This is a genomic window from Actinoplanes sp. KI2, from assembly GCF_025630775.1.
Classification (GTDB): Bacteria; Actinomycetota; Actinomycetes; order Mycobacteriales; family Micromonosporaceae; genus Actinoplanes.
The window spans coordinates 160,553-187,092 of sequence record NZ_JAOSZE010000001.1; the positions used below are offsets into that span (position 1 = coordinate 160,553).

Annotated in this window: 22 protein-coding genes; 6 read left to right on the forward strand and 16 right to left on the reverse strand. The window is 70.8% G+C overall.

From position 1 onward, the window contains the following. The first annotated feature begins 16 nt into the window (after positions 1–16). A complete protein-coding gene (locus tag ODJ79_RS00740; RefSeq protein WP_263021291.1) occupies positions 17–649 on the forward strand; it encodes a TetR/AcrR family transcriptional regulator in 633 nt (210 codons plus the stop codon). On the opposite strand, the gene ODJ79_RS00745 is transcribed toward ODJ79_RS00740, so the two are convergent. Continuing rightward, positions 636–3,449, reverse strand: coding sequence for an RICIN domain-containing protein (locus ODJ79_RS00745; protein WP_263021292.1), 2,814 nt, complete (start codon positions 3,447–3,449; stop codon positions 636–638). The two genes, ODJ79_RS00740 and ODJ79_RS00745, sit on opposite strands and share 14 nt — an antisense overlap. A 259-nt stretch (positions 3,450–3,708) precedes the next feature. On the opposite strand from ODJ79_RS00745, the gene ODJ79_RS00750 reads away from it, so the two are divergent. Both ODJ79_RS00750 and ODJ79_RS00755 read left to right on the forward strand, forming a co-directional pair. Next, complete coding sequence (locus ODJ79_RS00750) at positions 3,709–5,031, forward strand: lipase family protein (protein ID WP_263021293.1); 1,323 nt, start codon at positions 3,709–3,711, stop codon at positions 5,029–5,031. Positions 5,032–5,260: 229 nt separating this feature from the next. After that, positions 5,261–5,977, forward strand: a complete 717-nt coding sequence (locus ODJ79_RS00755; RefSeq protein WP_263021294.1) for a hypothetical protein — start codon at positions 5,261–5,263, stop codon at positions 5,975–5,977. 3 nt (positions 5,978–5,980) lie between these two features. Here ODJ79_RS00755 and ODJ79_RS00760 read toward each other — a convergent pair whose 3' ends face one another. From ODJ79_RS00760 to ODJ79_RS00815, 12 genes are all read right to left on the reverse strand, one after another. Then, a complete protein-coding gene (locus ODJ79_RS00760; RefSeq protein ID WP_263021295.1) occupies positions 5,981–6,592 on the reverse strand; it encodes a hypothetical protein in 612 nt (203 codons plus the stop codon). 75 nt (positions 6,593–6,667) lie between these two features. Next, a complete protein-coding gene (locus ODJ79_RS00765) occupies positions 6,668–7,324 on the reverse strand; it encodes an FAD-dependent monooxygenase (protein ID WP_263021296.1) in 657 nt (218 codons plus the stop codon). Between the two features lie 36 nt (positions 7,325–7,360). Further along, on the reverse strand, positions 7,361–10,147 hold the full coding sequence (locus ODJ79_RS00770) for an AAA family ATPase (RefSeq protein ID WP_263021297.1): 2,787 nt from the start codon (positions 10,145–10,147) through the stop codon (positions 7,361–7,363). A 238-nt stretch (positions 10,148–10,385) separates the two neighbouring features. Further along, entirely contained in the window at positions 10,386–10,511 is a 126-nt protein-coding gene (locus ODJ79_RS00775; protein WP_263021298.1) for a hypothetical protein, read from the reverse strand. A 39-nt stretch (positions 10,512–10,550) separates the two neighbouring features. Next, entirely contained in the window at positions 10,551–11,006 is a 456-nt protein-coding gene (locus tag ODJ79_RS00780) for a hypothetical protein (RefSeq protein WP_263021299.1), read from the reverse strand. A 2-nt stretch (positions 11,007–11,008) separates the two neighbouring features. After that, positions 11,009–11,617 (reverse strand): hypothetical protein, encoded by a 609-nt coding sequence (locus tag ODJ79_RS00785; protein ID WP_263021300.1) that lies wholly within the window; start codon positions 11,615–11,617, stop codon positions 11,009–11,011. Positions 11,618–11,735: 118 nt separating this feature from the next. After that, positions 11,736–12,872: a serine hydrolase domain-containing protein gene (locus tag ODJ79_RS00790; RefSeq protein WP_263021301.1), complete on the reverse strand. Its 1,137-nt coding sequence runs from the start codon at positions 12,870–12,872 to the stop codon at positions 11,736–11,738. Positions 12,873–12,991: 119 nt separating this feature from the next. After that, positions 12,992–14,629 (reverse strand): cellulose-binding domain-containing protein, encoded by a 1,638-nt coding sequence (locus tag ODJ79_RS00795; RefSeq protein WP_263021302.1) that lies wholly within the window; start codon positions 14,627–14,629, stop codon positions 12,992–12,994. A gap of 158 nt (positions 14,630–14,787) precedes the next feature. After that, positions 14,788–16,011, reverse strand: a complete 1,224-nt coding sequence (locus ODJ79_RS00800) for an ABC transporter ATP-binding protein (RefSeq protein ID WP_263021303.1) — start codon at positions 16,009–16,011, stop codon at positions 14,788–14,790. A gap of 17 nt (positions 16,012–16,028) precedes the next feature. After that, the gene (locus ODJ79_RS00805; RefSeq protein ID WP_263021304.1) at positions 16,029–16,862 is read right to left on the reverse strand and encodes a carbohydrate ABC transporter permease; all 834 of its coding nucleotides are present in this window, start codon (positions 16,860–16,862) and stop codon (positions 16,029–16,031) included. Continuing rightward, positions 16,862–17,797, reverse strand: a complete 936-nt coding sequence (locus ODJ79_RS00810; RefSeq protein WP_263021305.1) for a carbohydrate ABC transporter permease — start codon at positions 17,795–17,797, stop codon at positions 16,862–16,864. The genes ODJ79_RS00805 and ODJ79_RS00810 overlap by 1 nt, the downstream gene beginning before the upstream one ends. Before the next feature lie 13 nt (positions 17,798–17,810). Next, a complete protein-coding gene (locus tag ODJ79_RS00815; RefSeq protein ID WP_263021306.1) occupies positions 17,811–19,148 on the reverse strand; it encodes an extracellular solute-binding protein in 1,338 nt (445 codons plus the stop codon). A gap of 144 nt (positions 19,149–19,292) precedes the next feature. On the opposite strand from ODJ79_RS00815, the gene ODJ79_RS00820 reads away from it, so the two are divergent. Then, entirely contained in the window at positions 19,293–20,123 is an 831-nt protein-coding gene (locus ODJ79_RS00820; protein WP_263021307.1) for a class I SAM-dependent methyltransferase, read from the forward strand. A gap of 43 nt (positions 20,124–20,166) precedes the next feature. Here ODJ79_RS00820 and ODJ79_RS00825 read toward each other — a convergent pair whose 3' ends face one another. The 3 genes from ODJ79_RS00825 to ODJ79_RS00835 are packed head-to-tail and all read right to left on the reverse strand — an operon-like array spanning position 20,167 to position 22,893. Then, positions 20,167–20,823, reverse strand: coding sequence for an RDD family protein (locus ODJ79_RS00825; RefSeq protein WP_263021308.1), 657 nt, complete (start codon positions 20,821–20,823; stop codon positions 20,167–20,169). A gap of 12 nt (positions 20,824–20,835) precedes the next feature. Beyond that, complete coding sequence (locus tag ODJ79_RS46965; RefSeq protein ID WP_317620624.1) at positions 20,836–21,309, reverse strand: DUF2752 domain-containing protein; 474 nt, start codon at positions 21,307–21,309, stop codon at positions 20,836–20,838. 15 nt (positions 21,310–21,324) lie between these two features. After that, positions 21,325–22,893 (reverse strand): PucR family transcriptional regulator, encoded by a 1,569-nt coding sequence (locus tag ODJ79_RS00835; RefSeq protein ID WP_263021309.1) that lies wholly within the window; start codon positions 22,891–22,893, stop codon positions 21,325–21,327. 145 nt (positions 22,894–23,038) lie between these two features. Here ODJ79_RS00835 and ODJ79_RS00840 point away from each other — a divergent pair, with 145 nt between their 5' ends. Together ODJ79_RS00840 and ODJ79_RS00845 are read left to right on the forward strand one after the other, a co-directional pair. After that, positions 23,039–24,538, forward strand: a complete 1,500-nt coding sequence (locus ODJ79_RS00840) for an APC family permease (protein WP_263021310.1) — start codon at positions 23,039–23,041, stop codon at positions 24,536–24,538. A 583-nt stretch (positions 24,539–25,121) separates the two neighbouring features. Then, positions 25,122–26,540, forward strand: coding sequence for a gamma-aminobutyraldehyde dehydrogenase (locus ODJ79_RS00845; RefSeq protein WP_263021311.1), 1,419 nt, complete (start codon positions 25,122–25,124; stop codon positions 26,538–26,540).

Genomic DNA, 26,540 nt, shown 5'->3' on the forward strand with positions numbered 1-26,540 from the left:
TTGATACACTGCCGAGGTGGCTGAACCCGGACTTCGTGACCGCAAAAAGGCGCGCACCCGCCGGCTCATCGCCGAGACCGCGGCCAGATTGTTCGCCGAGCGGGGCTACGAGCAGGTGACGGTCAGCGAGATCGCGCGCGCGGCCGAGGTGGCGGAGCAGACGCTCTACAACTACTTCCCGACCAAGGAACAGCTGGTCACCGACCGCGAACAGCAGATACAGCAGCAACTGATCGACCTGATCCGCGCCCGGCCGGCGGGCATCAGCCCGGCCGTCGCGATCCGTGACTTCGTCCTGCAGACGGTCTCGGCGATCCGCGACATGCCGCCGGAGAATGCCCGCGGCAACCTCGGCTATCTCGCGGCCATCAGCCCGGCGGTCAACCGGCTGGCCCTGGAGATGACCGACCGCCAGGCCGCCGCGCTGACGACGGTCATCAGCGAAACCAGCCCGATCGCACCGGAGATCGCGCGGCTGCAGGGCATCGCGCTGGCCGGCCTGTTCCAGATCCTCATCAGCGAGTCGGGGCGCCGGGCCCGCGACGGTCAGGCCCCGGCCGAGATAGCCGACTCGCTCTATCCACAGATCGAGAACGTCCTCGCCGAACTGGACCGCTGGCTCACACCGGCCAGCGCTACCCGGGGATGATGCGCCAGCGCTGATTGGCCAGGCCCAGGTCGGACCACTGGCCGACGTCGGCGCTGTTGGCCGTCGACTGGCCCTGCACCTCGAGGACCTTGCCGCTGTGCCGGGCCACCAGAGCGAAGACGTTCGGTGCCGACCAGGCCAGCCGCCATTGCTGGTTGGTGCCGCCCAGGTAGTCCCACTGGACGGCCTTCGCGCCATCCGCCGTGGACTGGCCGGAGATGTCGACGCACTTGCCGTCCATGGTGCTGACGATTTTGACGTAGCCGCCGCCCGCGTCCTGGAGGTTCCAGACGTGGTCGGCCGAGCCGACCGGCGGGTACTGCTGGAGCTGGGCGCCGTTCGCGGTGGACATGTTGTTGATCGCCAGCACCTGGTTCGAGTGGGTGGCCTGGAGCTTCACGGCGCCGTCGGGGATCAGCCGCCAGTTGTGATCGGCCGTGCCGTTGTCGGCGAACTGCACGACGTTCGCCGAGTCGGCCGTCGACATGCCGGCGACCGCCAGTACCCGGCCGGAGTTCCTGTTCTTGATCCGGACGTAGCCGGTGCCGTTGTCGAGCACCTGCCACAGGTGGTCGGCCGTACCGTTGTCCTCGAACTGCACCACCTGGGCCGAGTCGGCGGTGGACATGCCGTCGACACCGATCAGCTTGCCCGAATTGACGTTCTGGATCTTTACCCAGCCGTCGCCGTTGTCGACGAGCCGCCAGAGGTGGTCGGCGGTGCCGTTGTCGCTGAACTGCACCACCCGGGCGCTGTTCGCGGTGGACATGCCGTCGACGCCGAGCACCTTGCCGCTGTTCTGGTTCTGGATGCGGAACGCGACTGCGGCGGTCTGCCACGGCGTGCCCGCGCCGATCGTCGGGAACGAGGTGATCCGCAGCCGGGCCGCGCCCATCGGGATCAGCGTGATCTGCTCGACCGGCTCGCTGGACGGCGTCGGACTGTCCTGCAACGGCGTGACGATCGTGTCGGCGTCCGCCTGCCAGGCGGGTATCTTCCGGGCCGGCGTCGTGATCTTGATGGGCGCGGACGCGGGGGTGAACGGGTCGTTGACGTTGCCGAGGCCGGTCGTCACCGCGAACTGGGTCGCGCCGTCGAGCCCGTAGTTCCACGCCGATCCGGGCCGCACCTCGCGGGTCGGCCAGGTCGCCGAGCCGCCCGTCTGCGACCAGTTCTCGGTGATCGCCAGGGCGAAGGTGAGCGCGCCGAAGTCCACCGACACCGACCTGTGGTTGGCGGTCCACGTGCGGGTCCGCGCCTGCATGGGCAACCTCAGGACGATCTTGTCGCCGGTCGACCAGGTTCGGCTGATCTTCGCGTACGCGGGACCGGCCGCCGCCGGGTAGGAGACGCCGTTCACCGTGAGCGCCGGGTTCGCACACCATCCCGGCACACGCAGGTACAGCGGAAACGCCGTCGGCGCGGGCGTCGTCACGGCGTACGTGATGGTGTCCCCGAACGGGTAGGTCGTGTCCGCCCTGATCGACACCGTGGTGCCGGCCCCGACCTTCGCGGTCACCGTGGCCGGCCCGTGCAGGGTCGCCGCGAGCCCGCCGTCCGGGGTGGCCACCCACATCTCCTCGACGTAGTAGGGCCAGCCCATGCCGTAGTTGTGCGGGCAGCACCGGTAGTTGTCGATGCCGAGCATGTACGCCTGCATCGCGAACCCGTTCTGGAACTGCCCGGCGTGCCCCGGCCGATCCAGCAGCGCGATGCTGTTGGCACTGGTGATGTAGTGGATGCCGCGCTGCTGCGGGTCGAGCGCCGCGGGCAGCGAGTTGAACGCCAGGTTCTCGGTGCGGTCGCCCCAGACCGGGTCGCCGGTGATCCGGGTGAGGATCTCGTGACTCGCCATGAACTCGACGATTCCGCAGGTCTCGAACCCCTGGCGCGGGTCGCCGAACCCGGGGCGGGCGTTCTCGTCACCCGCGAATCCGCCGCCGGCGAACTGCCCGTACGAGGAAATGATGGTGTTGTAGTCGTGATAGCTCGCCTGGCGGTGCGAAGCGTCGCCGCTGAGCACCGAGTACACGGCCGGCTCGCGGAACCCTTGCGCCAGGTTGACGTTGTGCAGCGACGGCAGGTTGTCGAGGTAGTTCGCCGAGTTGGTGTGGATCTTCCGGGCCAGGTCGAGCAGGAACGCGTCGCCGGTCCGGTTGTACGTCCAGAACACCACCTCGAGCGTGTCGGCCCAGCGCTGGCTGCCCCAGCTCTGGTTGAAGGCGCTCGGGCCCTGCGCGTTCACGAACTGGAAGAACCGCGTGAAGAACGGCACGATGCGGGCGTCGGCGGTGAATTCCCCGTACGTCCGCAGCGCGTGCAGCATCGGCATGTGCGGCCAGAAATCCGGCCCGCCGTTCAGGCTGGTGCGCAGCCCGGCCGGGCCGAAGAAGCCGTCGCTCGCCTGCGTCGCGAGCACGCCGTTGACCCACTTCGCGGTCTCGGTCTGCACCCGTGCGTCGCCGGTGACGTAGCCGAGACTCGAAAACCCCTTCAGCCAGTACGGGAGTTCCTCCCATCCGACGAGATCGGGGTGGATCCAGCCGGTGGTGTCGTACTGGAGGAAGTGCGAGATCTCGGTCATCCGCCCGTTGATCCCGTTCAGCTGGTAGCCGAGCTGAGTGGCCAGCCAACCGCCCGCCTTGGTGGCGCCCGGTGGCAGCCGCAGGAAGGCGTCGGGCCGCAGGGGCGCGCGGTTGGTGACGTATCCGGGGGTGGCGGCCAGTGCACGACCGGCGCCGGCGAAGGGAGCGGTGGCTGCCACGACGGCCGCCGAGGCCAGGAGCGTACGACGATCCACGGAGACCTCCTGCGTGCACTTTTGATCGAAAATGTGCGAGCCCTTTCGTACGGGATGTTAAAAGATAAATTCATCCGTGTAAATGAGTTGCTTCCCGTACGCACGGCGAAGGTGCCCCTGTGGGCAGGCGGTTGATCGGCCGGAGTGAGAGTTCCGGCCTCTGGAACGTCTCGTTTCGCGTGGTTACCGTCCGGTAACTGCGCCGGCCCGCAGACACCGGCGGGCATAAGCGCAGGCAGAGCCCCTTTGGAGGCCGTACATGTCCCTGCGTACCCGAATCCCCGTCGTCCTGCTCGCCGCCGCGGTCGCGGTGGGTTTCGCCCCGCTCCCCGCGCACGCCACGGTCACCTCCCGTGGCATCACCATCCCCGCCTTCTACACCCCGCCGGCCACGCTGCCGGCGGCCGACGGCGCGCTGATCCGCAGCGAGGCACTTCCGCTCGCGCTGTCCCTGCCGGGCATCGACTCCACCCTTCCGGGGACCGCGACCCGGATCATGTACAAGTCCACCGACTCGAACGGCGGCCCGGTCGCCGTGACCGGCGCCTACCTCGAGCCGGCCGTGCCGTGGGCCGGGTTCGGCCCGCGGCCGCTGGTGGTCCTCGCGCCCGGCACGATGGGCCAGGGCGACCAGTGCTCCACCTCGCTCGCCCTGCAGCGCGGCCTCATCGTCGGGACGGAGGACAACCAGACCACCGTCTCGATCGGGTACGAGGTCCTGGCCATGTATCGGATGCTCCTGAAGGGCATCGCCGTCGTCGAGACCGACTACGTGGGCCTGGGCACGACCGACCGGCTGCACACGTACGTCAATCGCCTGGACGAGGGGCATGCCGTGCTGGACGCCGCCCGCGCGGCCAAGGCGCTCCCGAACACCTCGATCACCGCGGACTCCCCGGTCGGCCTCTACGGCTACAGCCAGGGCGGCGGCGCGACCGCCTCGGCGGCCGAGCTCCAGCCGACCTACGCGCCCGACGTCAACCTGACGGCCACCTACGCGGGCGCGCCGCCCGCCGACCTCGCCGCGGTCACCGCCGCGATCGACGGCACCGAACTGATCGGCGCGCTGGCCTGGTCGGTCAACGGTTTCGTCCAGTCGAGGCCGGCGTTGCAACCGCTGCTCGACAAGTACCTCAACGACGCCGGCCGGGCCGCGTTCAAGGACCTGTCCACGATGTGCGCCGGCGACGCGATCCTGGGCTACTTCGGCAAGCACAGTTCCGCGTGGACGACGACCGGCCAGTCGGTCACCGACGTCATCCAGGCCGAGCCGAATCTCCGGGCGTTCCTCGGCGATCAGCTGATCGGCACCCGGAAGCCGGCCGGGGTCGTCCGGGTGGCCACCGGCATCAGCGACAACCTGGTGCCGCACGCCCAGGCCCGCACGATGGCCGCCGAGTGGTGCAAGCGCGACGGCGACGTCGTGTATGCCCCGATCGTCCTGCCGGACGCGGGCGACCCGCTGCTGAACCACGCCGGACCGCTGCTCGCCGACCAGGGCACGGCGATCGACTGGCTGGCCCTGCGGCTGGCCGGTGTCCCGGCGATCTCCACCTGCGCCATCCTGCCGATCCAGCCGTAGCGAACCGCCCGGGTACCGGCCGGTAATCGAACTCACGTTCGGGTCCCGGCCGGTATCGGCGTGTGCGGTGATCGACCTGGTGAGCCCGGGTCTGCTCGCCGTCGTTCAGCTGCCACAACTGGCGCGCGTCCGATCGCGATCCTTGGAGCGACCATGTGGTTGCCGTAAGGTTAACGGCTGGTGTACGGGGGTAAGCGGCTCCCGCATGAGGCGGAGAGGCGCGAGGAAAGTGAAGACGGGATTCTGGCAGCCTGACCCGCTGCTGGCCCTGGCGCGGCAGGCCGACCAGGTCGAGCTCAAGCTGGTCGTGCCCACGCACGACGGCAGCTCGCTGGGCCTCGACCGGTCGCCCGGCCCGGCTCGGCGCGTCTACTTCCTCGACACTCCCGGCCTCGACCTCTACCGGCACGGCGTGATCATCCGATTCCGGGACCGGAAGGACCGCCGGGACGATGCCGCGGTGAAGCTCCGGCCGGTCGTGCCCGGCCGGGTGCCGCGCTGGCTGCGGCAGGCCGACCGGTTCCAGATGGAGATCGACGCCCTGCCGGGGCATGCGGTCTGCTCGGGCGCGCTCAAGGAGCGGCTCGGCCGGGGCGCCGTGGCCAAGACGATCGCCGCGGGCCGGCCGCTGACCAGGCTGCTCTCGCCCGGCCAGCGCAGACTGCTCGCCCAGTACGCGCCCGCCGTCAGCCTCGGCCACCTCGTCGTCTACGGGCCGATCAACGTGCGCTGCCAGAGCGTCAAGTTGCGCGGTCTCCAGCACGGGATGCGTGCCGAGCGCTGGCACTACCCGGACGGCTCGTACCTGCTGGAGCTGTCCGCCCGGTGCCCGATCGACGAGGCCGCCGCCGTGGCTCGGCGAGTCTCCACGGCGCTGCGCGCGTACGGCGTCGGCCCGGCCGACGAGCAGCGCCTCAAGACCGACATGGCCCTGCTGGCCGCCTAGGGCTCAGCACCTGCTCAGTCGGCCGGTCAGGCGCTGGGTGGCCTGGGTGCCGGAGAGCCGTCCTTCGTGGATCACCGTGAGGTCCTCCACCGCGCAGGCCGGCGGCGTGTGCTCGACCGCCCGGGCCACCGCCGGGTACCGGTCCGACCAGGCGGTCAGCGCCTCGCCCAACCGTGCCTCCGCCTCGTCCGCCGGCAGCGTCGCCAGGGCGGGCAGAAGCCGTTGCCGGTACGGCCAGAACAGCCACACCTTGGTCTCGTCGATGAGTTGCTCGACCGGGTCGGACCGCAGGTAGCGCAGCGCGATCTGGATCGAGTCCGAGCTCCCGTCGTTGATCAGCTCGTCGACCATCCGGTGCCGGGCGTGCGCGCCGGCGACCTCGTAGAACGTGCTGCGGCAGCCGCGCGAACCGACCGCATCGACGATGCAACGCCAGTTCAGCGGGGAGCGGGGCGGCGACGCGAGCACCTCGGCGGCGGCCCGGTAGTAGATCAGCTTGGTGTGCCAGTGGTTGCGGCGCGGCGACGGATTCTCGGAGAGCCGCCTCATCCATCCAGCCACGACGGTGTGCTGGAAGCGTTCGGTAGCGGCCGGTGCCGTCGGTGCCGTCGTCATCGCGATCCCTAACGTTTGTCCCCGTCGTTGCCCGACAGAGCGTGGCTGGTCGGTGGCGCCCCGCGCATCACGTGTTCACGTGGTCCTGGGGGCGAGCGTGCGCACCAGCGCCTCCCGTTCGAGCACCGCGCGCGGGCGGCGCTCGCCCTCGTAGCTGTCGAGCAGGCCCGGTGAGCCACCGCCGGTCAGCACGGCCGCGAGCTTCGTGCCGAGGTCGGCCGCGTCCCCGAGGCACAGGTCCGGGGAGGACGAGGGCGGATGGAAGCGGTGTGCCGACTCGCCCACCAGGAACGCGGTGCCGCGCCGGTAGGTGCGGGCGATGCCGAGCGCGCCGTCCCACGGCGTGACCTCGAGGATCCGCGACACGTCGAGCGGAAGCGCGTCTTCAAGATCAACGGCAAGGCTGCGGCGTACGGTGCTCTGCCCGCCGTCGCAGCCCGCCAGGTACTCGGCCTCGATCACGTGCCGCCCGCGGGTCCCCCGGTCGATCACCGTCGCCACCGTGCGGTCCGGGTCGAGCCGCAGGCCGGTGAAGGTCCAGCCGGCCCGCAGGTCGATCAGTGGACAGTCGCGCACGGCGGCGCGCAGCACGGCGAGCTCCGGGCGCCGGGGCGGGCGGGCGGCCCGTTCCAGCAGCACGCTCGGCACGCCGTTGCGGGCCAGCTCCAGGGCCAGCACACAGCCGGACTGGCCGGCCCCGACCACGAGCACGCGGGTACGAAAATCCGGCATGACGCCATGCTCGGGGTGGACGGGCCGGTCGCGGTATCACGTGACCACGGGATTGTGGAGACACTCGCGGGCGACCACCGCCGCCAGCTCGACCCGGCTGTGCAGGTCCAGCTTCCGGAAGATCTTGCGGAGGTGACTGTCCACGGTGTGCGGCGACAGGTGCAGCCGCCGGCCCACCAGGATGTTGGTCAGGCCCTGCCCGACCAGCAGCGCGACCGCCCGCTCGCCCGGGGACAGCTGCGGCAGGCAGGGCACGGCCTCCTCGACCGGGGCGGGCGCCGCGCCGCGCCAGGCGCCGAGCCCGTCCTCCAGCTGCCGCCGGGCGCCGTGCGCGCCGGCCGCCGTGAACAACTCCATCGCCTCGTCGTACCAGGCCCGTACGGCGGCCTGATCGGTGTGGTCGCGGGCGAGCAGCGCCGCGTCCTCCAGCGCCGAGGCCAGCGCGAGCGGCCGGCGGGCCCGCCGGAACTCGTCCACCGCGGCGCACAGCTGCTGTGGATCCCGATGCAGGACGCCGGCGGCGTGCGCGGCCGCCCCCGCCGCCGCGTGCAGGCCCGGATTGCGCTGCGCCAGCCGGGACGCCGCCTCGACCACCGCGGCCGCCCGGTCCCGGTCGCCGACCTGCACGGCCAGGCCGACCAGGGTGGCGGCGGCCCGCGGCTCCAGCGCGACCAGCGTCGGCCGCTCGTACACCTGGGTGAGCAGCGCGAAGGCCTCCTCGAGCGAGCCCTCGGCGATCAGCAGCTTGGCCCGGGGCCACGCCACGTCCTCGGGCGGCGCGGTGATCCCGGTGCCGAGCAGGCCGGTCATCCGGTCCAGGCACCAGCGCGCTTGGTCCAGCTCGCCGCGCAGCACGGCGAGCTTGGCCAGGATGCCCAGCAGCGGCACGGTCAACGCGTACGCGGTGACCTGCTCGGCGACGGTCACCCCGGCGTCCGCCTCGGCCACCGCCTCGTCCAGCCGGCCGCGCAGCGTCAGCAACGCCGCCGCGTAGTAGTGCAGCAGCGGGCGCGCCCACCCGGTGCCCAGGCTCTCGGCCTCCCGCCGTCCGCGGCGCAGCGTCTGCTCGGCCTCGTCGAAGCGGTCCAGCGAGGTCAGCGCGTTGGCCAGCCAGATTCGCGGATGCCGGTGCAGCGCCTCGCCGCCGGTCGTGTCGGCCAGCTCGGTGGCGGCGGCCGCGTGCGCGAGCGCGTCGGCCATCCGCCCGTCGGCCTGCGCGACCAGGCTGCGCGCGGTGAGCCCGAAGACGGCCGCGCCGGGATCATGCACCCGGCCGATCCGGGCCGCTTCCGCACCGGCCGCGTCCGCGCCCGGGTAGTCGTCCAGATAGAAGGCGGCGTGCGCGCGAACCGCATGCAGCTTGGCCCGGGTCGGCATCGGCGCGGCCGGTTCGCTCAGGCCGTCGTCGGCGTACGCGGCGGCCCTGGCGTTCTGGCCGGCGTGTTTGGACGCCTCGGCGAGGCCCAGCTGCAGCGCCGTGCGGGTCTGCGGGGCGAGGCCGGTGCGCAGCGCCTCCTCGCCCAGCTGCTGCGCCAGGGAAACCCGCGCGGCCGAGGCGAGCAGGCCGACCGCCTCGGCGACCATCGCGGGCCGGGCCGGATCGTGCTCGCCGACCGCGGCCAGCGCCTGCAGCATCAGGTCGGCGGCCGCGCCCGGGGCGGTCACGGCGACCGTCGCGGCGGTGTCGCGCAGCATGTCCACCGCGGCCCGGGTACCGGCCGGGCCCGTACGCAAGAGGTGTTCGGCGATCTCCGCGGGCGGCAGGCCCTGCTCGCGGGACATCTCGGCGGCCTCCCGATGCAGGTGCCGGGCCACCGAGCCGCTCAGCGTGCTGCGCACCGCCTGATGCACGAGATCGTGCTGGAAGACCAGGCCGTCGGCGTCCTCGACCAGCAGGCCGGCCGCGGTCACCTGGTCGATCAGGCCGAACAGGGCGACCGGCTCGCGGCCCATCAGCCGGGCCGCGGCCTCGATGGTGAACGGACGGTCCAGCACCGACGTCGCCCGCAGCAGCCACTGCGCCTCCGGCGGGAGGGTGCCCATGATCTCGCGTACGGTGGCGACGAAGCTCGACGGCAGGTCCTCGCCGACCACCGTCGCGACCCGGTCGGCGACCATGATCTGATCGGTGCTGAGCAGCGCGGACAGCAGCTTCTCCAGGCGCAGCGGGTGACCGCCGCAGCCGGCCGCCAGGGCCAGCACGGTGTTGTCCACGGCGGCGCCGATCCGGTCCTCGCACAGCTGCGCGGTCGCCTCGTCGTCGAGCACGTCCAGGCGGATCGTGGTGGCCCGCTCGACGAGCCAGTCCAGCGTCTGCCGCCCCGGGGCGTCGAGCTCGGCCGGCTGCTCGCGGCCGGCGAACAGCCAGCGAACCGGCGAAGAAGCAAGAGCAGGAACCAGTTCCCGTACGGCGAGGGCGCTGAGCTCGTCCATCCAGTGCGCGTCGTCGATCACCACCAGCAGCGGCCGCCGGCTCGCGTACCGCTCCAGGCAGTCGCGCAGCCGGTCGATCTTCGCGTAGTTGCCGCCGGGCGCGCCCGGTTCGGACAGCCAGCCGAACTCGGCGGCCGGCGGGCTGCACGCGCGCAGCGCCCCGGCCAGGGTGACCAGCGGCGCCGTGTGGTCGTGCCGGAACGCCTCCCGGGCGGCGACCGCGATGTCCCGCTCGTACGCATAGTCACCGGCCGCGCGCAGCAGCCGCGACTTGCCGATGCCCGGCGGTCCGGAGACGACGAGGCAGCCCCCTGCCCCGGCGTCGGTGTCGTGCAAAGCCTTACGGATCACCGCGAGCTCACGATCGCGGCCGACGATGTGGTCACCCACCCGCGTTCCACCGTCCCTCTCACAAGACGGGCCCTGGACCGCCGACCGTGGCCGGCGGACGCGATCAAATTAAGACTCTTCCGAGTCCCGCCCGACCGCCGTTACGCCATGGTTCTCAGCCGATTGACCATTGAGTACGGAACGTCTCGGTGCGCACCCTGCCGTACTCGGTGGCCGGAGTCCAATCGATCAATGGATGGCGATGTCCGCCCGGGTTCTCCGGTGAGTCTGGAAGGCGCTATCGGTTGCGCGGCAACGGCAGCCGGAACAGGCCGGTCAACCGGCGCACCGCCTCGGCATCACCGCTGGCCGACGCCTCGCCGCTCGCGATCGCGTCGGCGAAGACCAGCCCGCGGGCGGTCACCCGAAGGAAGTCCTCGCCGCCCCGTCCGACCCGGGCCGATCACCAGGTGCGGGCCCAATCCGGTGGGGGCACCACCGGGAGCTCCGGCGCCCCGGCGATGGGTTCCAGGGCGTACAGGATGGTGAGCTCGTCGCGATCGGGGTCGGTCTGAACCCGGCCGGAGCTGCCGTCCGCCGCGACGAGGAACCAATAGTCCGGCGCGACACTCCCGTCGTCGACCAGCGCCCGAGTGCGGGCTACCCGGCAGATCGACCGGGCCAGTTCGAGCTCGGACGCCTTGGTCAGCTCGTGGAGTCCGTCGCCCCCGCTGAGTTCATGCCCGAACGGCCCGTCAACCGGCGTGATCAGCACCACCGGATCCGGCCCGGGGTAATCGTTGAGCTCGTCATACGGCCCGACGTACACCAGTTCCAGCGGCACGCCGTAGACGGTGTGCAGCGCCTGCCGCAGTGCCTCGGCGGGGGTCGCGCTGTCGAAGTAGATCCCGTACGTCATGGTCAGCCCTTGTAGCTCTTGTGGTGTTTGAAGACCTCGAACGCCGCGTTCCAATCAGCGTCGCCGATGCCGGGGTCGCGGGCCAGTGCTCTTTGCGCGGCCCCGACGTCGCCGTCGCTCACGATCAGCTGTCTGAGGACCTTGTACTCCTGCCGGGTCAAACTCACGATGCCCGGGCCCGACACGGGGAACACCGTTCCGGTCGATTCCACGGCGTAGCTTCGACCGTTGACCTCGTACCGGTTGGTCTGGGCGACCCAGGTCGCCCGCCCGGCCGATATCGCCGCCAGATCTCCGGCCACGTCTGTGCCCGGCAGCACGATGGAGTTCTTCTCCTTCGCCGGGCTCTTGGACCGGATGCGGTTCAGGTTGTGCCGGTCGCTGGGTGGCCGCAGCGGCGTGCTGGCAGCCGGCCCTTTGACCTCGTCGGCGGACGTCGCCGGTCGGCCTGCGCTCTTGGGTCGTGCGGCCCGGAAGGCGTTCGCGAGCTCGTCGTGCGCCGCACGGACACTGTGCTGATTGCCGAGAGGTGGTCCGGGCGACCGGCCATCACCACCGTCCGCCGGTGGCTCGTCCGAGCCGCCGTGGTGGGGATGGTGCGGTTTGGCCATGCCCGTACACCGTCCGTGTGCTTCAGACCGCGGAAGGTCATGGTATCGACGCCAATCAAGATGCCGGCGAACCACGAGCGATGCGGAGCGGGCCGCGCGGCCCGCTCCGCGACCTCGGTCAGTTGTTCGTGGCGCAGAGGCCGGTGTCGACCGCGTGGAACACGTCGGTTGCCTTTTTCTCGGTGTCGGGCAGGGAGGTGACCGCGACCGTTGCGGCTCGGCCGTCGGTGGTGACCTCGGTGCGGGTCTCGTAGCCGGGGATGTCGCCGCCGTGGCCCCAGGCGGTGCCGCCGCAGCTCAGCGGGAAGCTGATCAGGCCCAGGCCGTAGCGGGCGCCCGGGACGATGTCGGCCGGCACGGTCGTGCGCATCTCGGCGAGCTGGGCCGCGGGCAGCAGCCGGCCACCGATCAGCTCGGCGAAGAACTTGTTCAGGTCGGACGGGGTCGACACCATCGCCCCGGCGGCCCACCCCCAGGACGGGTCGAGGACCGTGATGTCGAACGGCGCGCCGTTCGAGTCGGGGGTGTACCCGTGCGGGTGCCGCTCCCGGATGCCGAACTCGCCCGGCCCCGGGAAGTAGGTGTGCCGCAGCCCGGCCTTGCGGATCACCCGGTCGGTGATCTGCTCGGCGAGCGGCCGGCCGGTGACCTTCTCGACGATGAGCCCGGCCACGATGTAGTTGGTGTTGCTGTACTCCCAGCTCGTGCCCGGCGCGAAGACGGCCGGATGGGCCAGCGCGATGTCGACCAGCTCCTGCGGCTGGAAATGCTTGAAGCGCAGCGACAGGTCGTCGACGCCGAGGTATTCGGTGTAGTTCGGCAGGCCGCTGGTGTGCTGCAGCAGCTGCCGTACGGTGATCCGCCGCCCGTCGATGCCGTCGCCGCGCAGCAGGCCGGGCAGGTAGGTGTCGACCGGCGCGTCCAGCCGCACCCGGTGCTCGGCGACCAGCTGCAGCATCACGACGGCGACGAAGGTCTTGGTGTTGCTGCCGATCCGGACCTGGCCGTCGGCGGGGACCGGACGATGGGTGCCGATCACGGCGACCCCGGCGGTCGGCTGGCGGACCCGCCCCCGTCGGTCGGTGACGGAGGCGAGTGCGCCCGGGAAACCGTCGGTCTGCACCAGGGCGGTCAACTCGGTGCGGAGCGGATCGTGGGCCGGCCGTACCGCCGTCGCGGCCACCGCCGGCTGCGCGACGGCGGTGGTCAGCAGGGCGGCGGCTAAGGCAGTGGCGAGCGCCTTGCGAGTGAGCATCGGATGGCTCCTTCGGGATCGATCAATGACCCCTTCGATGCTTCTCGATGTCGGCGCCCGTTCCGATCCTGGCAGCCCGACAAACCGGGGTAGTGGTAGCACCACCCACGGCGGGGGAGCTACGTGCCGCAGGTCGGTGTCATGGCCGCGCTGGTGCCGGTCGCCTGGAAGCCGAACTCGGTGTAGCCGCCGGCCGGGATCTGGCCGTTGTAGGCGACGTTGGTGAACCGGACCGCGCCGCTGTCGGCGCTGCGGTTGGCGTTCCAGGCGTTGGTGATGGTGACACCGGACGGCAGGGTCAGACCGACCGACCAGCCGTTGACCGGTGACGAGCCGGCGGTGACCCGGACCGTCGCCACGAAGCCGCCGGTCCACGAGTTGAGCGAGACCGTGGCCGAGCAGCCACCGGACGGCGGCGTCGTGGGCGGTGTGGTCGGTGGCGTCGTCGGTGGGGTGGTGGGCGGCGTCGTCGGCGGAGTGGTGGGCGGCGTGGTCGGTGGGGTGGTCGGCTGGGTGCTCAGCGTCGGCGTGGTCCAGTCGATCCAGTCCGACAGGCGGCCCTGGGCCGAGCTGGAGATCCGGAAGACGCCCGGGTCGTTGCCGGTCCTGGTCAGGAACTTCTTGATGTTCTGGGTGAGCGGGGTCTGCCACTCGGGCCGGTTCGCGCAGTGGGTGCCGTCGGCGACGTCCGAGATGTAGCTGATGTTGGTGGCCGCGCCGAGCGCCTTGTAGATCTCGGCGCCACCCAGGGCCGCGACGCTCGCCGACTTCGGGCCGAGGTTGACGATGTGCGGGTTGTCCATGATGAACAGGCCGCGTGGCGCGAACATCCCGACCACCTCGTGCGTGTCGATCGGCAGCCGGGTCGGGGCGCCGGTGAACGAGCCGAAGGCGTCGCCGAGCCAGGGCTGCTCGCCGTACGCGCTGCTCAGGCTCTGTGCGCCCTCGCCGGGGATGCCGCGGAAGATCGGCACGCCGGCGCTGCCCGACTCGATCGGCATGGTCAGGGCGATCCGCTGGTCGAACGCGCCGATCACGAAGGCGCCCTTGCCGAACCGCGAACAGCCGGTCACGCCGGTCGCGTCGGCTCGCAGGACGCCACCGCCGGACTGCTCGATCACGTCGATGATCCGGCTGACGCCCCAGGCCCAGGCCATCAGCAGGCCGGTCGGGCTGGTCGCGCCGTACAGGGTGTAGAAGGCGCCCTGCTTGTTGTTGCGGGGGGTGCCCTCCTTGCCGACCGCGTACGGGTCGTAGTTGATGACCGCGGCGCCGGCCGCCTTGATGGTCGCCGTGTCCGCGCCGAAGCCGCCGAGGACGACGACGGCCGGGAACGGGCCGGTGCCGCTGGGCAGGCTCACCGAGGCGGAGAACGAGGCGCTCTTGCCCTGGTTCGAGACGTTCACCGTGATGGTGGTGCTGGAGACGGTGCCGGTGACGCTCTGCGGCTTGGCGGGCTTCTCGCCGTACACGAACTTCTCGGACAGCTTCTTGATCTCCTCGCGCCGGCAGGTCCAGTCGGCGGTGCTGGTGATCCGCGTGCCGTCCAGCCTCTTGAAGGGGTCGGGGAGCTTGGCGTTGGTGGGCAGCGAGCCCACGTCGGGGAGCGTGGGCACCGAGCAGCCCGCGCCCTCGTCCTCGACGCCGGTGGCCGCGGGGGGTGCGGCCTGCGCGCCGGTGATGTGCGGGATGGCGGTCACCGTCCCGCCGACCGCGAGTGCCACCGCCGCGAGGGCGACGACCGTCGATCGGATCATGAGGGCTCTCCTTCCGGGGAGGGTTTTCGGGAGCGCTCCCAAAGCAGTCTCCGGCCATCCATCGAAAGGAGTCAATACGTATCGGAAACTTCCGCGAACGCCGGCCGTCCGTGCGGACAGTGCGGCAGCAGGAGGCTCCGAAACTTACGGGCGACAGGTCAACGCCGGACTTCCTGCCCCTCCTCGGTCGGCTCGTCGCTGTCGGCCTCGAAGACCCGATCGGGGTCGCGGGTCAGGTTCTCGCCGGTGGCGGCGTCGAAGACGTGCATGCGCTCCGGGTCGAACCACAGCTCCGCCCGGCCGCCCGAGCGGATCCGGCTGGCCGCGTCGAGGGCGACCACCAGCTGGGTACGCATCTGCTCGCTGTCCAGCTCCCGTTCGAGCTCCTCGAGCCGTTCGTTGATCTCGGCCGGGGCGTCGTACGGGACGTACGCGTAGAGCTGGCTGCCCAGCCACTCGGTGACGTCGACCTCGGCGGTGAACGTCTTGCCGCGCCCGCGTTTGGCGGGCTCCACCAGCCGTACGTCCTCGAAGTATTCCGGCCGCAGGCCGAGGATGACCAGTTCCTGGTCGCCGACCTTGCTGAGCCGCGGCCCGGCCGCCGAGACACTGCCGAACGGCGTCTCGACCTGGCCGCCCTTGATCCGGCCGGGCAGGAAGTTCATCGGCGGCGAGCCGATGAAGCCCGCCACGAACAGGTTGACCGGCTCCTCGTAGAGCTGCCGTGCCGTGCCGACCTGCTGCAAGAGCCCCTTGCGCAGCACCGCGATGCGGTCGCCCAGGGTCATCGCCTCGGTCTGATCGTGCGTGACGTAGACCGTCGTGGTGCCCAGCTGATGCTGTAGGCGGGCGATCTCGGTGCGCATCTGCCCGCGCAGCTTCGCGTCCAGGTTCGACAGCGGCTCGTCGAAGAGGAACGCGTCGGCCTTGCGGACGATCGCCCGGCCCATCGCCACCCGCTGCCGCTGCCCGCCGGACAGGTGCGCCGGCTTGCGCTGCAGGTGCTCGGTGAGCTGCAGCAGCTCGGCGGCCTCGGTGACCCGCTTGGTCACCTCGTCGTTCGGCACGTTCTTGAGCCGCATCGGGAAGGCGATGTTCTCGAAGACGGTCAGGTGCGGGTAGAGCGCGTAGTTCTGGAACACCATGGCCAGGTTGCGGTCGCGCGGCGCCTTCTGGTTGACCCGCTCCCCGCCGATCAGCAGGTCGCCGGAGGTGATGTCCTCGAGCCCGACGATCATCCGAAGCAGCGTCGACTTCCCGCAGCCGGACGGGCCGACCAGGATGACGAACTCGCCGTCGGCGATCTCCAGGCTGATGTCGTTGACGGCCTGGAAGCCGTCGCTGTAGCGCTTCACGAGGTTGCGGATGCTGATCTCGGCCATGACGGGTCCCCTCCTGCTCAGCCCTTGACGGCACCGGCGGTGAGGCCGGCCATGATGCGGCGTTGGAAGATCAGCACCAGGATCACCACGGGAATGGTGACGACCACCGAGGCGGCCATGATGTACGTGATCGGCGACTGGAACTGCGAGGCGCCGGTGAAGAACGACAGCGCGGCCGGCACGGTCCGGGCCTTGTCGGTCGAGGTCAGCGAGATCGCCAGCAGGAACTCGTTCCAGCAGAAGAAGAACGTCAGGATCGCGGTGGTGAACACGCCCGGCGCGGCCAACGGGACGATCACCTTGCGGAACGCCTGCCAGGCGGTGGCGCCGTCGACCTGCGCGGCCTGCTCCATCTCCCACGGGATCTGCCGGAAGAACGCCGACATCGTCCAGATCGACAGCGGCAGCGCGAACGTCAGGTACGGGATGATCAGCCCGATCCAGGTGTCGTAGATGCCCAGGTTCCGCCACATGTTGAACAGCGGTCCGACCAGCGCGGCCTGCGGGAACATGGCGATGGCCAGCGCCATCGAGAGCAGTAGCTTCTTGCCGGGATAGTCCATCCGGGCGATCGCGTACGCGGCGAACATGGCGATCACGACCGCGAGCCCCGTCGCGATCAGCGAGATGAAGACGGAGTTGCGCAGCGCGCTGGTGAACAGCGAGTCGGTGAAGACGGTCTTGTAGTTGTCCCACACCCACTTCTGCGGGAAGAACGTCGGCGTGGAGCTGCGGAACGTGTTCGGGTCCTTGAACGAGAGGGACACCATCCACAGCAGCGGGAAGAGCGCCCACACCAGGATGAGCACGCCCCAGACGGTCCACCAGTTGCTGACCTTGCGCTCGCCCATCACCGATCACCCCGTACCTGCGACAGATCGGTCCGGAAGCCCTTGACGAAGACGAACGCGATCACCACGACGGTGAGGAACAGCAGCACCGAGACCGCGGAGCCCGCGCCCAGGTTCACCAGCGTCACGTTCTGCCGGTACGCCAGGAAGGACAGGGTCTCGGTCTTGTTCGCGCCGACCGTCATGACGAACGGGTTGTCGAAGATCCGCCACGCGTCGAGCGTGCGGAACAGCAGGGCCACCATGATCGCGGCCTTCATGTTCGGCAGCGTCACCCGCTTGAGCCGCTGCCACGCCGTGGCGCCGTCGACCTTGGCCGCCTCCTGCATCTCCTCCGGCACCTGGACCAGGCCGGCGAGCAGCAGCAGCGAGATGAACGGCGTGGTCTTCCAGATCTCCGAGAGGATGATGACGAACAGCGACGACCAGCGCTGCCCGAAGAAGTTGTAGTCGCCCAGGCCGAACCACTGGTTCACGAAGCCCGAGTCCAGCTGGAACGCGTAGCGCCAGATGTAGGCGGAGACGACCGTGATGATGCCGTACGGGATGAGGATGCCGGTGCGCACCCACGAGCGGCCGCGGATGATCCGGTACATCACGAACGCGAACGCGAAGCCCAGCACGAGCTCGACCGCCACGCTGAACACGGTGATCAGGAGGGTGGTGGAGAAGTCCGTCCACCACAGCGGGTCGGTCAGCACCGTGACGTAGTTCCGCAGCCCCACGAACGACCGGCCGGCCGGGTCGGTGAGCCGGTAGTTGTAGAGCGACAGCACCACCGCGTAGACCAGCGGGTAGGCGGTCACGAACACCATCACCACGAACGCCGGCGCGGACAGGGTCAGGCCGAGCCGCCGCTCGTGCCGGGCCCGGTCGGAGACCTCGGCCTTCTTCTTGGGCGCGGGTGCGGCGACCCGCTCCTCGGTCAGGGTCATCGGGGTGCTCCTCTCACAGGAGTCGCTTGCCCTGCAGGACGTCGGACATGAACTGCTGGGTCTCCTGCGGCGTCTGCGGGGCGCGGACGTCGGTGGGCGGATGCCAGGTGATCTGCACCGAGGTGGAGACGTCGTTGTAGTACGGGGTGATCGGCCGCGGCCCGGCATCGTTGATCGACTGCCGGATGATGTCGGCCATCGGGAACGCCTCGCGCACCTTCGGGTCGTCGTACGCGGCGCCCTTCGCGGCCGGGTTGCCCGCGTCGAGCATGTAGGCGATGTTGTTCTGCAGCGAGGTCGCGCACTTCACCAGGTCGAGGGCCTGCTGCGGGTGCGTGGTGTACGCGCCGATCGCGAGGTTGATGCCGCCCAGCGGGGGCGCGCTCGGCTTGTCCGCGGTGACCCGCGGGTATCGCGCCCAGCCGATGTCGTCCACCACGGACTGCGCAATGCCGCCGCCCTTGACGTCCTCCTTCGCGGCGCTGTACACGTACGGCCAGTTGACCATGAAGCCGCCGTTCGGGCCCTGGAACGCCGAGCGGGACTCCTCCTCGCCGGCGTTGGACATCGCCGGCGGCGCCGCCGGCGACCGGGCGAGATCGCCGATGATCCGGGCCGCCTCGTCGCCGGCCGGGGAAGCGATCGCGGGCTTGGCGTTCTTGCCGGCCTCGACGTCGGTGACGATCTGGCCGCCGGCCGACACCACCAGCGCGTTGATCCAGACCATGTAGCCCTCGTACCGGTTGGCCTGCACGCCGATTACCTTGTGCTGGGCGGTGGCCGCCTCGATCATCTTGTTCCAGGTGAAGTCGGGCGCGGTCGGGTCCACGCCGGCGGCGCTCGCCACCGACTTGCGGTACCAGAGCAGCTGCGTGTTGGCCCAGAACGGCGCCGCGACCAGCTGGTCCTTCCAGTACGCGGTGGCCAGCGGGCCCTTCAGCACGCCCGCGGTGAGCGCCTGCTGGTCCTGAGCGTCGAACGGGTGAAGGAACCCGGCGTTGGCGAACTCGGCGACGAACGGCGGGTCGAGGCTCATCACGTCGATCGAGCTGTCCTTGGCCGCGAGCCGCCGCACCAGCTGCTCGCGCTGCTGCGACGCGTCGTTCGGCAACACCTGGACGTCCACTTTGTACGCCCCGTTCGAGGCGGACGCGCACTGCTCGGCGAGGCGCCCCTGGCCGCCGTTGTCCGGGTTGATGTACCAGGTGATTACCGGGGGACCGCCCTCACTGCCGCAGGCGGTGAGAGTGGCGGCCACCAGGGCGAGAGCCGCCGCCGCGGCGAGCTGGCGGCGTACCGTACGACCCGGCGCGCGGCGGGGTCGGGCGGTCGCCGGGTACACGCTGGTCACACGCGCCTCCCTGGCCGGACCGGCCGCCTCGGGCCGTCCATCAGGACGACGGCGTCGCGGCGGTATCCTCCAACGTCCGCCTCGGCACGCGGCCCCGTCTTCATCCCCCACGCATGAAATTCGGCTCTCCACTACGGTCTAGGCATGGCAGGGGAGCGGGTCGAAGGCACCGCCTTCGGAGTGGGGCTGCTGCGGGCGCTGGAAGCCAAGACCCGACCCGATCTGCGGCTCTTCGAGGACCCGGTGGCGGAGAAGCTGCTCAGCGGCTGGGCCGCCTGGGTCGTCCGGCATCGACTGGCTCGCCGGGCCTTCATGCCGCTGATGGAGATGGCCGCGCCCGGCTTCTTCGGGGGCGTCGTCTGCCGTACCCGCGCGATCGACGACGCCTGCCGGGAGTCGCTCGTCGGCGGAGTGCGGCAAGTCGTGATCCTCGGCGCCGGGATGGACACCCGGCCCTACCGGATGGCCGCCATGCGCACGGTCCGGATCTGGGAGCTCGATCTGCCGCGGGTGCAGGAGGCGAAACGGGCGCGGCTCGGCGATCCGCCCGCGCGGGTGCGCTACGTCCCGGCCGACCTGACCCGGGAGCCGCTCGGCGAGGTGCTCGCGGCCGCCGGCCACGACGCCGATCGACCGACCCTGATGATCTGCGAGGGCGTCACCCAGTACCTGCCGCTTGCGGTCGTCGAGAGCATTTTCGCGTACGCGGGAAGCCTCCCCGCCGGAAGCCGGCTCGTCCTCACCTACCTGCCGCGCGCCGTGCTGAGCGACCCGGAGCAGGCCGGCCGGGTCCGCCGCTTCGGCTGGCAGACCGGCTTCGAACCGGCCGAGATGCCACGCCTGCTGGCCGGGCGCGGCCTGACGCTGGCCCGCGAGTGGACCGCCGACCAGTACCGCGAGCAGTTGTTACGCCCGATTCGCCGGGACCTGGCCGTCTTCGAGATCGAACGGGTGGCGGTCGCCGACGTCGGGTAGTACCGGCGGGTGCCGGCCGTCGACGGCCGGCACCCGCGCACGGTCACTTGATGACGACGGTCTTGATGATCTTGTCGGCGAAGGTCTGCCGCTTCTCGTCCCACAGCGGGAACAGCCAGCCGATGTAGCAGGCCAGCGAGTCGAGGATGTGGCACAGGTCGCGGACGAAGGCCATGGCCGTGCCGATCGGCTGACCCGTCTCCTCGCTGATGAGGCGGACGCCGACCATCTTGCGGCCCCAGGTCTGGCCCTTACCCCCGTTGTACCAGCGGTTGTAGCAGAAGACGGCCAGGCCGGCCAGGTAGATGATGGAGACCAGGGCGAAGGCGCCGCCGCCGGTGCCGTTGCTGTTGCCGGCCACCGCGGCGACGATGATCGCGACGATGTAGAACGGCAGGATCACCAGCGAGTCGATGAGGTAGCCGCCGGCGCGCAAACCCCAGCTGGCGTAGTTGGCGGCCACCCCGCCGTAGCCGCCGGGCGTGCCGTATTGCGGCTGGCCGTACTGCGGCGCGCCGTACTGCGGGGGCTGCTGGCCGTACTGGGGCGGCTGCTGGCCGTACTGCGGGGGCTGCTGGCCGTACTGCGGCGGCTGCTGCCCATACTGCGGCGGCTGCGGCTGCCCGTACTGCGGTGGTTGCTGGCCGTACGGCGGGGGCTGCTGCCCGTATTGAGGATCGTTGTTGGGAGGGTATGTCATCTCGGCATTCCTTTACGAGGCCCGGTCGATACCGAGCCGATGCAGTTGGAAGAGCCAGCTCGCGAGCGCGAGCGGCCAGATGAGCCGTTCCACCCACCGTCGCCGAGCAGCCGGCCACGGTTCCGGTGGTTTCAGCACACCCGTGGCACGCAACACCACGAGCGGGCCGGCGGCGACGGCGAGCGCCGCCAGCCCGAAGATCATGGGATTGGCCGAGAGCGCCGCGCCGGCGTGCCCTCGGATCAGGGCGACCGCCGCGGTCGTCATACCGCACACCGGGCAGGGGACGCCAGTCAGGGTCCGCAGCGGGCACGGCAGCCCGACGCCGGCGCGGACCGTGAAGGTCGGCCAGAGCGCAGCACCGACCGCGACGAGCAGGCCGAAGCCGCCGACTCGTTCCGGTACGGAAAAGGTGCGCAGGTAGGCCCCCCGTGGTCTCGTTTTGGATCGAGACCGCGATAGTAAGCGGCGGGTTCGTTTTCTCAGCGTGCAGTGCCAACTTTAGGACATCCCGGCCGCCGAGTGATCAAGCCCGTACAGCTTGCGAGCCAGCAGGGCCAGCAGCAGCGCGGCCCGGTCCTGGGCGGACTCCAGGTCGAGCCCGGTCAGCTCGGCCACCCGCGCCATCCGGTGCCGCAGCGTGTGCCGGTGCACGCCGAGCGCCCGGGACGCGGTCTCCCACACCCCGTTGTGCTGCAGGAAGACGTCGAGCGACCGGCACAGCAGCGGATGGGCGGCGAGCGGGGCGAGCAGGTCGTCGGCGAGGTGGCCGACCGCGCTGCGCACCGCCTCCTGAGCGAGCAGCGCGGGCAGCCGCTGGTCGCCGAAGCGGGCCACCCGCCGGCGCATCGAGCGGGCGTCGGCCGCGGCCTGCACCGCCGTACGCAACGCCGCGGCCAGCCCGCCCGCGGTGGTGACGCCGCTGACCCCGAGCGTCACGTCGGCCGCCTCCAGCGCGGCGACGACGCTGTCCTGGTCGTCGGCCCGCACCACCACGACCACGCCCTCCGCCCGGCCGGTCAGCAGGTAAGGGCGGCCGTCCAGATCCTCCAGGCGGTGCTCGACACGCTGGGCCGCCGTGGGTCGTGGGCTTTCCGGGGAGGTCGCGGAGCCGGCCGCCGTGGTGGTGCGATCGGGCGAGCTGCTCTGGGCCAGCAGCACGACCAGCCGGTCGGTGGGTGCGAAGCCGAAGAAACGCAGCGGCCGGTGCGCCACCTCGGCCGGCAGGTCGCCGTCGAGCAGCACGCCGAGCACCGCCGAGCGCAGCCCGCGGTGCGCCTCGACCAGCTCGCGCGGCCGTTCCAGCTCCAGCGAGAGCAGCGACGCGGCGTGCGTGAGCAGCAGCTGATCGGGGTGCTGCGGATGCCGGTGAGTGGCGACGGCGAGCAGGCCCTGCCGCGTACCGCCGACGCCGAGCGACTGCACCATCAGGTGCTCGTCGCCGGCCGAGACGCTGAGCCCGAGCGGGCTGCCGGAGCGGGCCTCGGCGCCGAGCTCGGCGGTGGCCCGGGTGAGCAGGGCGCCCCCGTCCCCGGGGGAGGCAGCCAGGATCAGGTGGTGCGCGTCGGTCACCACCACCTCGGCGTCCAGCGCCCGGGCGAGGCTGCGCACGATGCCGGCCACCCCGGCGTTGAGCGCGGCCCGGGCCATCCGCTGCTGGTGTTCGAGCGTACGGCGGACGGCGGCGCCGGCCTGCTGGGCGAGCAGGTCGGCGACGGCCTCGCTGATCGCCAGGAACGGCGTGGGCAGCGGCACCTCGATCAAGAGCAGGCCTCGGGCCGCGCACTGCCGGCCGACCGCGGGCGGGATACGGTCGTGGCCGAGCCCGACGCCGAAGCCGAGCCCGGTGACGTTCGCGTCGGCCAGCCGGTCGACATACTGCCGCCGGCCCTCGGCCGAGCGGGGCAGCCGCAGCCCGGTGGTGAGCACCAGCTCCCCGCCGGCCAGCCAGGGAGTCGGATCGAGCAGCTCGACCGAGTGCGCCCAGCGGATCGTCGCGGCGGGATCGCCGGTCACCAGGCGCAGCCCGAGAGCGGGCATGGCGAGCAGTTCCTCGGCGGTCACCGGCATGGACGGATCGTAGTGTCCGGCCGCCCCTGATTCGACAATCCGGCGTCATTGTCCCGGCGGTCGGCGAACTTAGCATGGCTGCACTTCAGCGGGGTTGTGGCCCGCTTCCGCACAGTTCCCCGAACGATCCAGGAGGCACCCCCACATGGCCGGAACCGAATCGATCACCGAAAGCGGAAGCGGCGGCGGGGACGACGCCGCCGCGCTCGCCGCTCTCGGATACACCTCCGAATACCGCCGCGAGATGAGCATGTGGGGCAACTTCGCCCTCGGCTTCACCTATCTCTCCCCGGTCGTCGGCGTCTACACCCTGTTCGGCTTCGCCCTCGCCACCGGCGGCCCGCCGATGATCTGGGCGCTGGTCATCGCCGGCGTCGGCCAGCTGCTGGTCGCCATGGTCTTCGGCGAGGTGGTCTCGCAGTTCCCGGTCTCCGGCGGCATCTACCCCTGGGCCCGGCGGCTGTGGGGCCGGCGCTGGGCGTGGATGGCCGGCTGGGTGTACGCGCTCGCGCTGCTGGCCACGATCGCGTCGGTGAGTTACGGCGCCGGCCCGTTCATGGCGCTGATGCTCGGCTTCGAACCGTCCACCACCAGCACGGTCATCTGCGCGCTCGTGGTCGTCGCGATCGCCACGCTGCTCAACCTGGGCGGCACCAAGCTGCTGGCCCAGGCGGCGATCTTCGGCTTCGCGGCCGAGCTGGCCGGCGCGGTCGTGGTCGGCATCTGGCTGCTCACCGCCCACCGGGTGCACGACCTCGGCGCCATCTTCCACACCTTCGGCGCCGGCTCCGGCGGCTCGTACGCCGCGGCGTTCCTGGCCGCGTCGCTGATCGGCGTCTACCTCTACTACGGCTTCGAGGCCTGCGGCGACGTCGCCGAGGAGGTCAGCAACCCGGGCGCGCGGATACCACGCTCGATGCGGATGACCATCTACGTGGGCGGCGCCGCCTCGATCTTCGTGGCCGTGGCGCTGATCCTCGCGGTGCCCGACTTCGGCAAGGTGATCAGCGGCGAGGACGCCGACCCGGTACACACCGTGCTGGAGGGCGCGTTCGGCAGCGTCGGCACCCGGATCGTCCTGGGGGTCGTGCTGATCTCGTTCCTGTCGTGCGCGCTCAGCCTCCAGGCGGCCGGCAGCCGGCTCCTGCAGTCGTACGGCCGGGACCGGATGATTCTCGGCAGCCGCTTCCTGGCGAAGTTCTCGCCGGCCCGGCACGTGCCGCCGTTTGCCCTGGCGGTGACCGCGGTGGTGCCGGCGCTGGTGATCCTCGGCTCGACCCTGTCGGCCAGCGCGCTGACCCGGATCGTGTCGTTCGCCGCGCTCGGCATCTACATCGGCTTCCAGATGATCGTGCTGGCGGCGCTGCGGGCCCGGCTCAAGGGCTGGGTGCCGGCCGGCAAGTTCAGCATGGGGCGCTGGGGGCTTCCGGTGAACATCGCGGCATTTGTCTACGGCGTACTCGCGGCAATCAACATGGCATGGCCGCGCACCCCGGACGCGGCGTGGTACGACAACTATCTGGTGATTCTGTCCGCGGTGCTCGTGGTGGGCGTGGGCCTGGTCTATCTCTTCGTGGCCAAGCCGCACGACCGCAGCGAGGCCCCGGCCGGGGACGCCATCCCGGTTTCCGCCGCCGTCGACTAGTTGATCGTTTCGCGGGCTGTTTTGTTTCCACTGGACCGCCCCCACCCTGTTTGGGTGGGGGCGAGCCAAGCACCCCGGTACGACAATTTCCGCCAGTGTCCACAACCCGAGCTGTCAGGAGGCGTTCATATGGCGCGCTCTCCCGTCCGGGCGCCGGGCCGGCTCCACGCCGACTTAGCTCGCTCCGGCGCCAAGCCGGGCGCGCCGCCGCCGGTCTCGCAGCGTGGACGCCTCCGTCCCGGCTCGTGACCACAGCGCCCACATCGCGAGAGCCAACCCCTGTCCCCGCCTGACATTCCCCCAAACCCCCTCGCTGGCGCTGGCGCAGCCGCAACCATGAAGAGTTCCTGCGCACACCGCGCATTTCCGCTTCAAGGTCGTGGGTGCGGGCGTCGACCTAGAAGGGTTTGAGCGAGACATCCGGCCAGCGCGCGAGACTCAGAACGGCAAGGCGCGAATTTTGAGGGCTGTTTGTCTTCCGCGGGCCACCCCCACCCTTGTTGGGTGGGGCCGACTGAAGCACGGCGGTACGACGAAACAGCCGCGATCGTCCACAACCCCGAGCCGCGAACCAGGAGAGAAGATGCAGAACTTCATCGCCGGGGCGTCCGTCGACGCCGTGGATGGTAAGACCAGCGATGTCATCGATCCCAGCACCGGTGCGGTCTACGCGGAGGCGCCGCTCTCCGGCGCGACCGATGTGGACAACGCCGTCAAGGCGGCCCGGGCGGCGTTCGAGACCTGGCGGGCCACTACGCCCAGCGAGCGGCAGCGTGCTCTCTTGAAGATCGCCGACGCGATCGAGGCGCGGGCCGACGAGATCGTCGCGGTGGAGAGCCGGAACACCGGCAAGCCGATCCAGCTGACGCTGGACGAGGAGATCCCGCCGATGATCGACCAGATCCGGTTCTTCGCGGGCGCCGCGCGGGTGCTGGAGGGCAGGTCGGCCGGCGAGTACATGGCCGGGCACACCTCGATGATCCGGCGCGAGCCGATCGGGGTCTGCGGGCAGGTCGCGCCCTGGAACTACCCGATGATGATGGCGGTCTGGAAGTTCGCTCCGGCGATCGCGGCCGGCAACACGGTCGTGCTCAAGCCGTCGGACACCACCCCGGCCTCGACCCTGCTGCTCGCCGAGATCGCCAACGAGTTCCTGCCGCCGGGCGTGTTCAACGTGCTCACCGGCGACCGGGACACCGGCCGGGCGCTGGTCGACCACGAGGACGTCGACATGGTGTCGATCACCGGCAGCGTACGGGCCGGGATGGAGGTGGCCGGCTCGGCGGCGCGCGACCTCAAGCGGGTGCACCTGGAACTGGGCGGCAAGGCGCCGGTGATCGTCTTCGACGACGCGGATCTGGAGGCGGCGGCCGAGGCCATCGCGATCGCCGGCTACTTCAACGCCGGGCAGGACTGCACGGCCGCGACCCGGGTGCTGGTCGGGCCCGGCCTGCACGACGACTTCGTCGCCGCCCTCGCCGACCAGGCCCGGAGCATCAAGACCGCGCCGCCGTCCGACACCGACGCGCTGTACGGCCCGGTCAACTCGGCGGCGCAGTTGTCGAAGGTGGCCGGCTTCATCGACCGGCTTCCCGACCACGCATCGCTCAACGCCGGCGGCCAGCGGGTGGGAGATGCCGGATATTTCTACGCACCAACCGTCGTCTCCGGTCTGAGCCAGCAGGACGAGATCATCCAGAACGAGGTGTTCGGGCCGGTCATCACCGTGCAGCGGTTCACCGCCGAGGACGAGGCGCTGCGCTGGGCGAACGGCGTGAAGTACGGCCTCGCGTCCAGCGTCTGGACCAAGGACCACGGCCGGGCCATGCGGATGGCGAAGCGGCTCGACTTCGGCTGCGTCTGGATCAACACGCACATCCCGCTGGTGGCCGAGATGCCGCACGGCGGTTTCAAGCATTCCGGGTACGGCAAGGACCTGTCGATGTACGGCCTCGAGGACTACACCCGGATCAAGCACGTCATGTCGAACATCGAGGCGTGA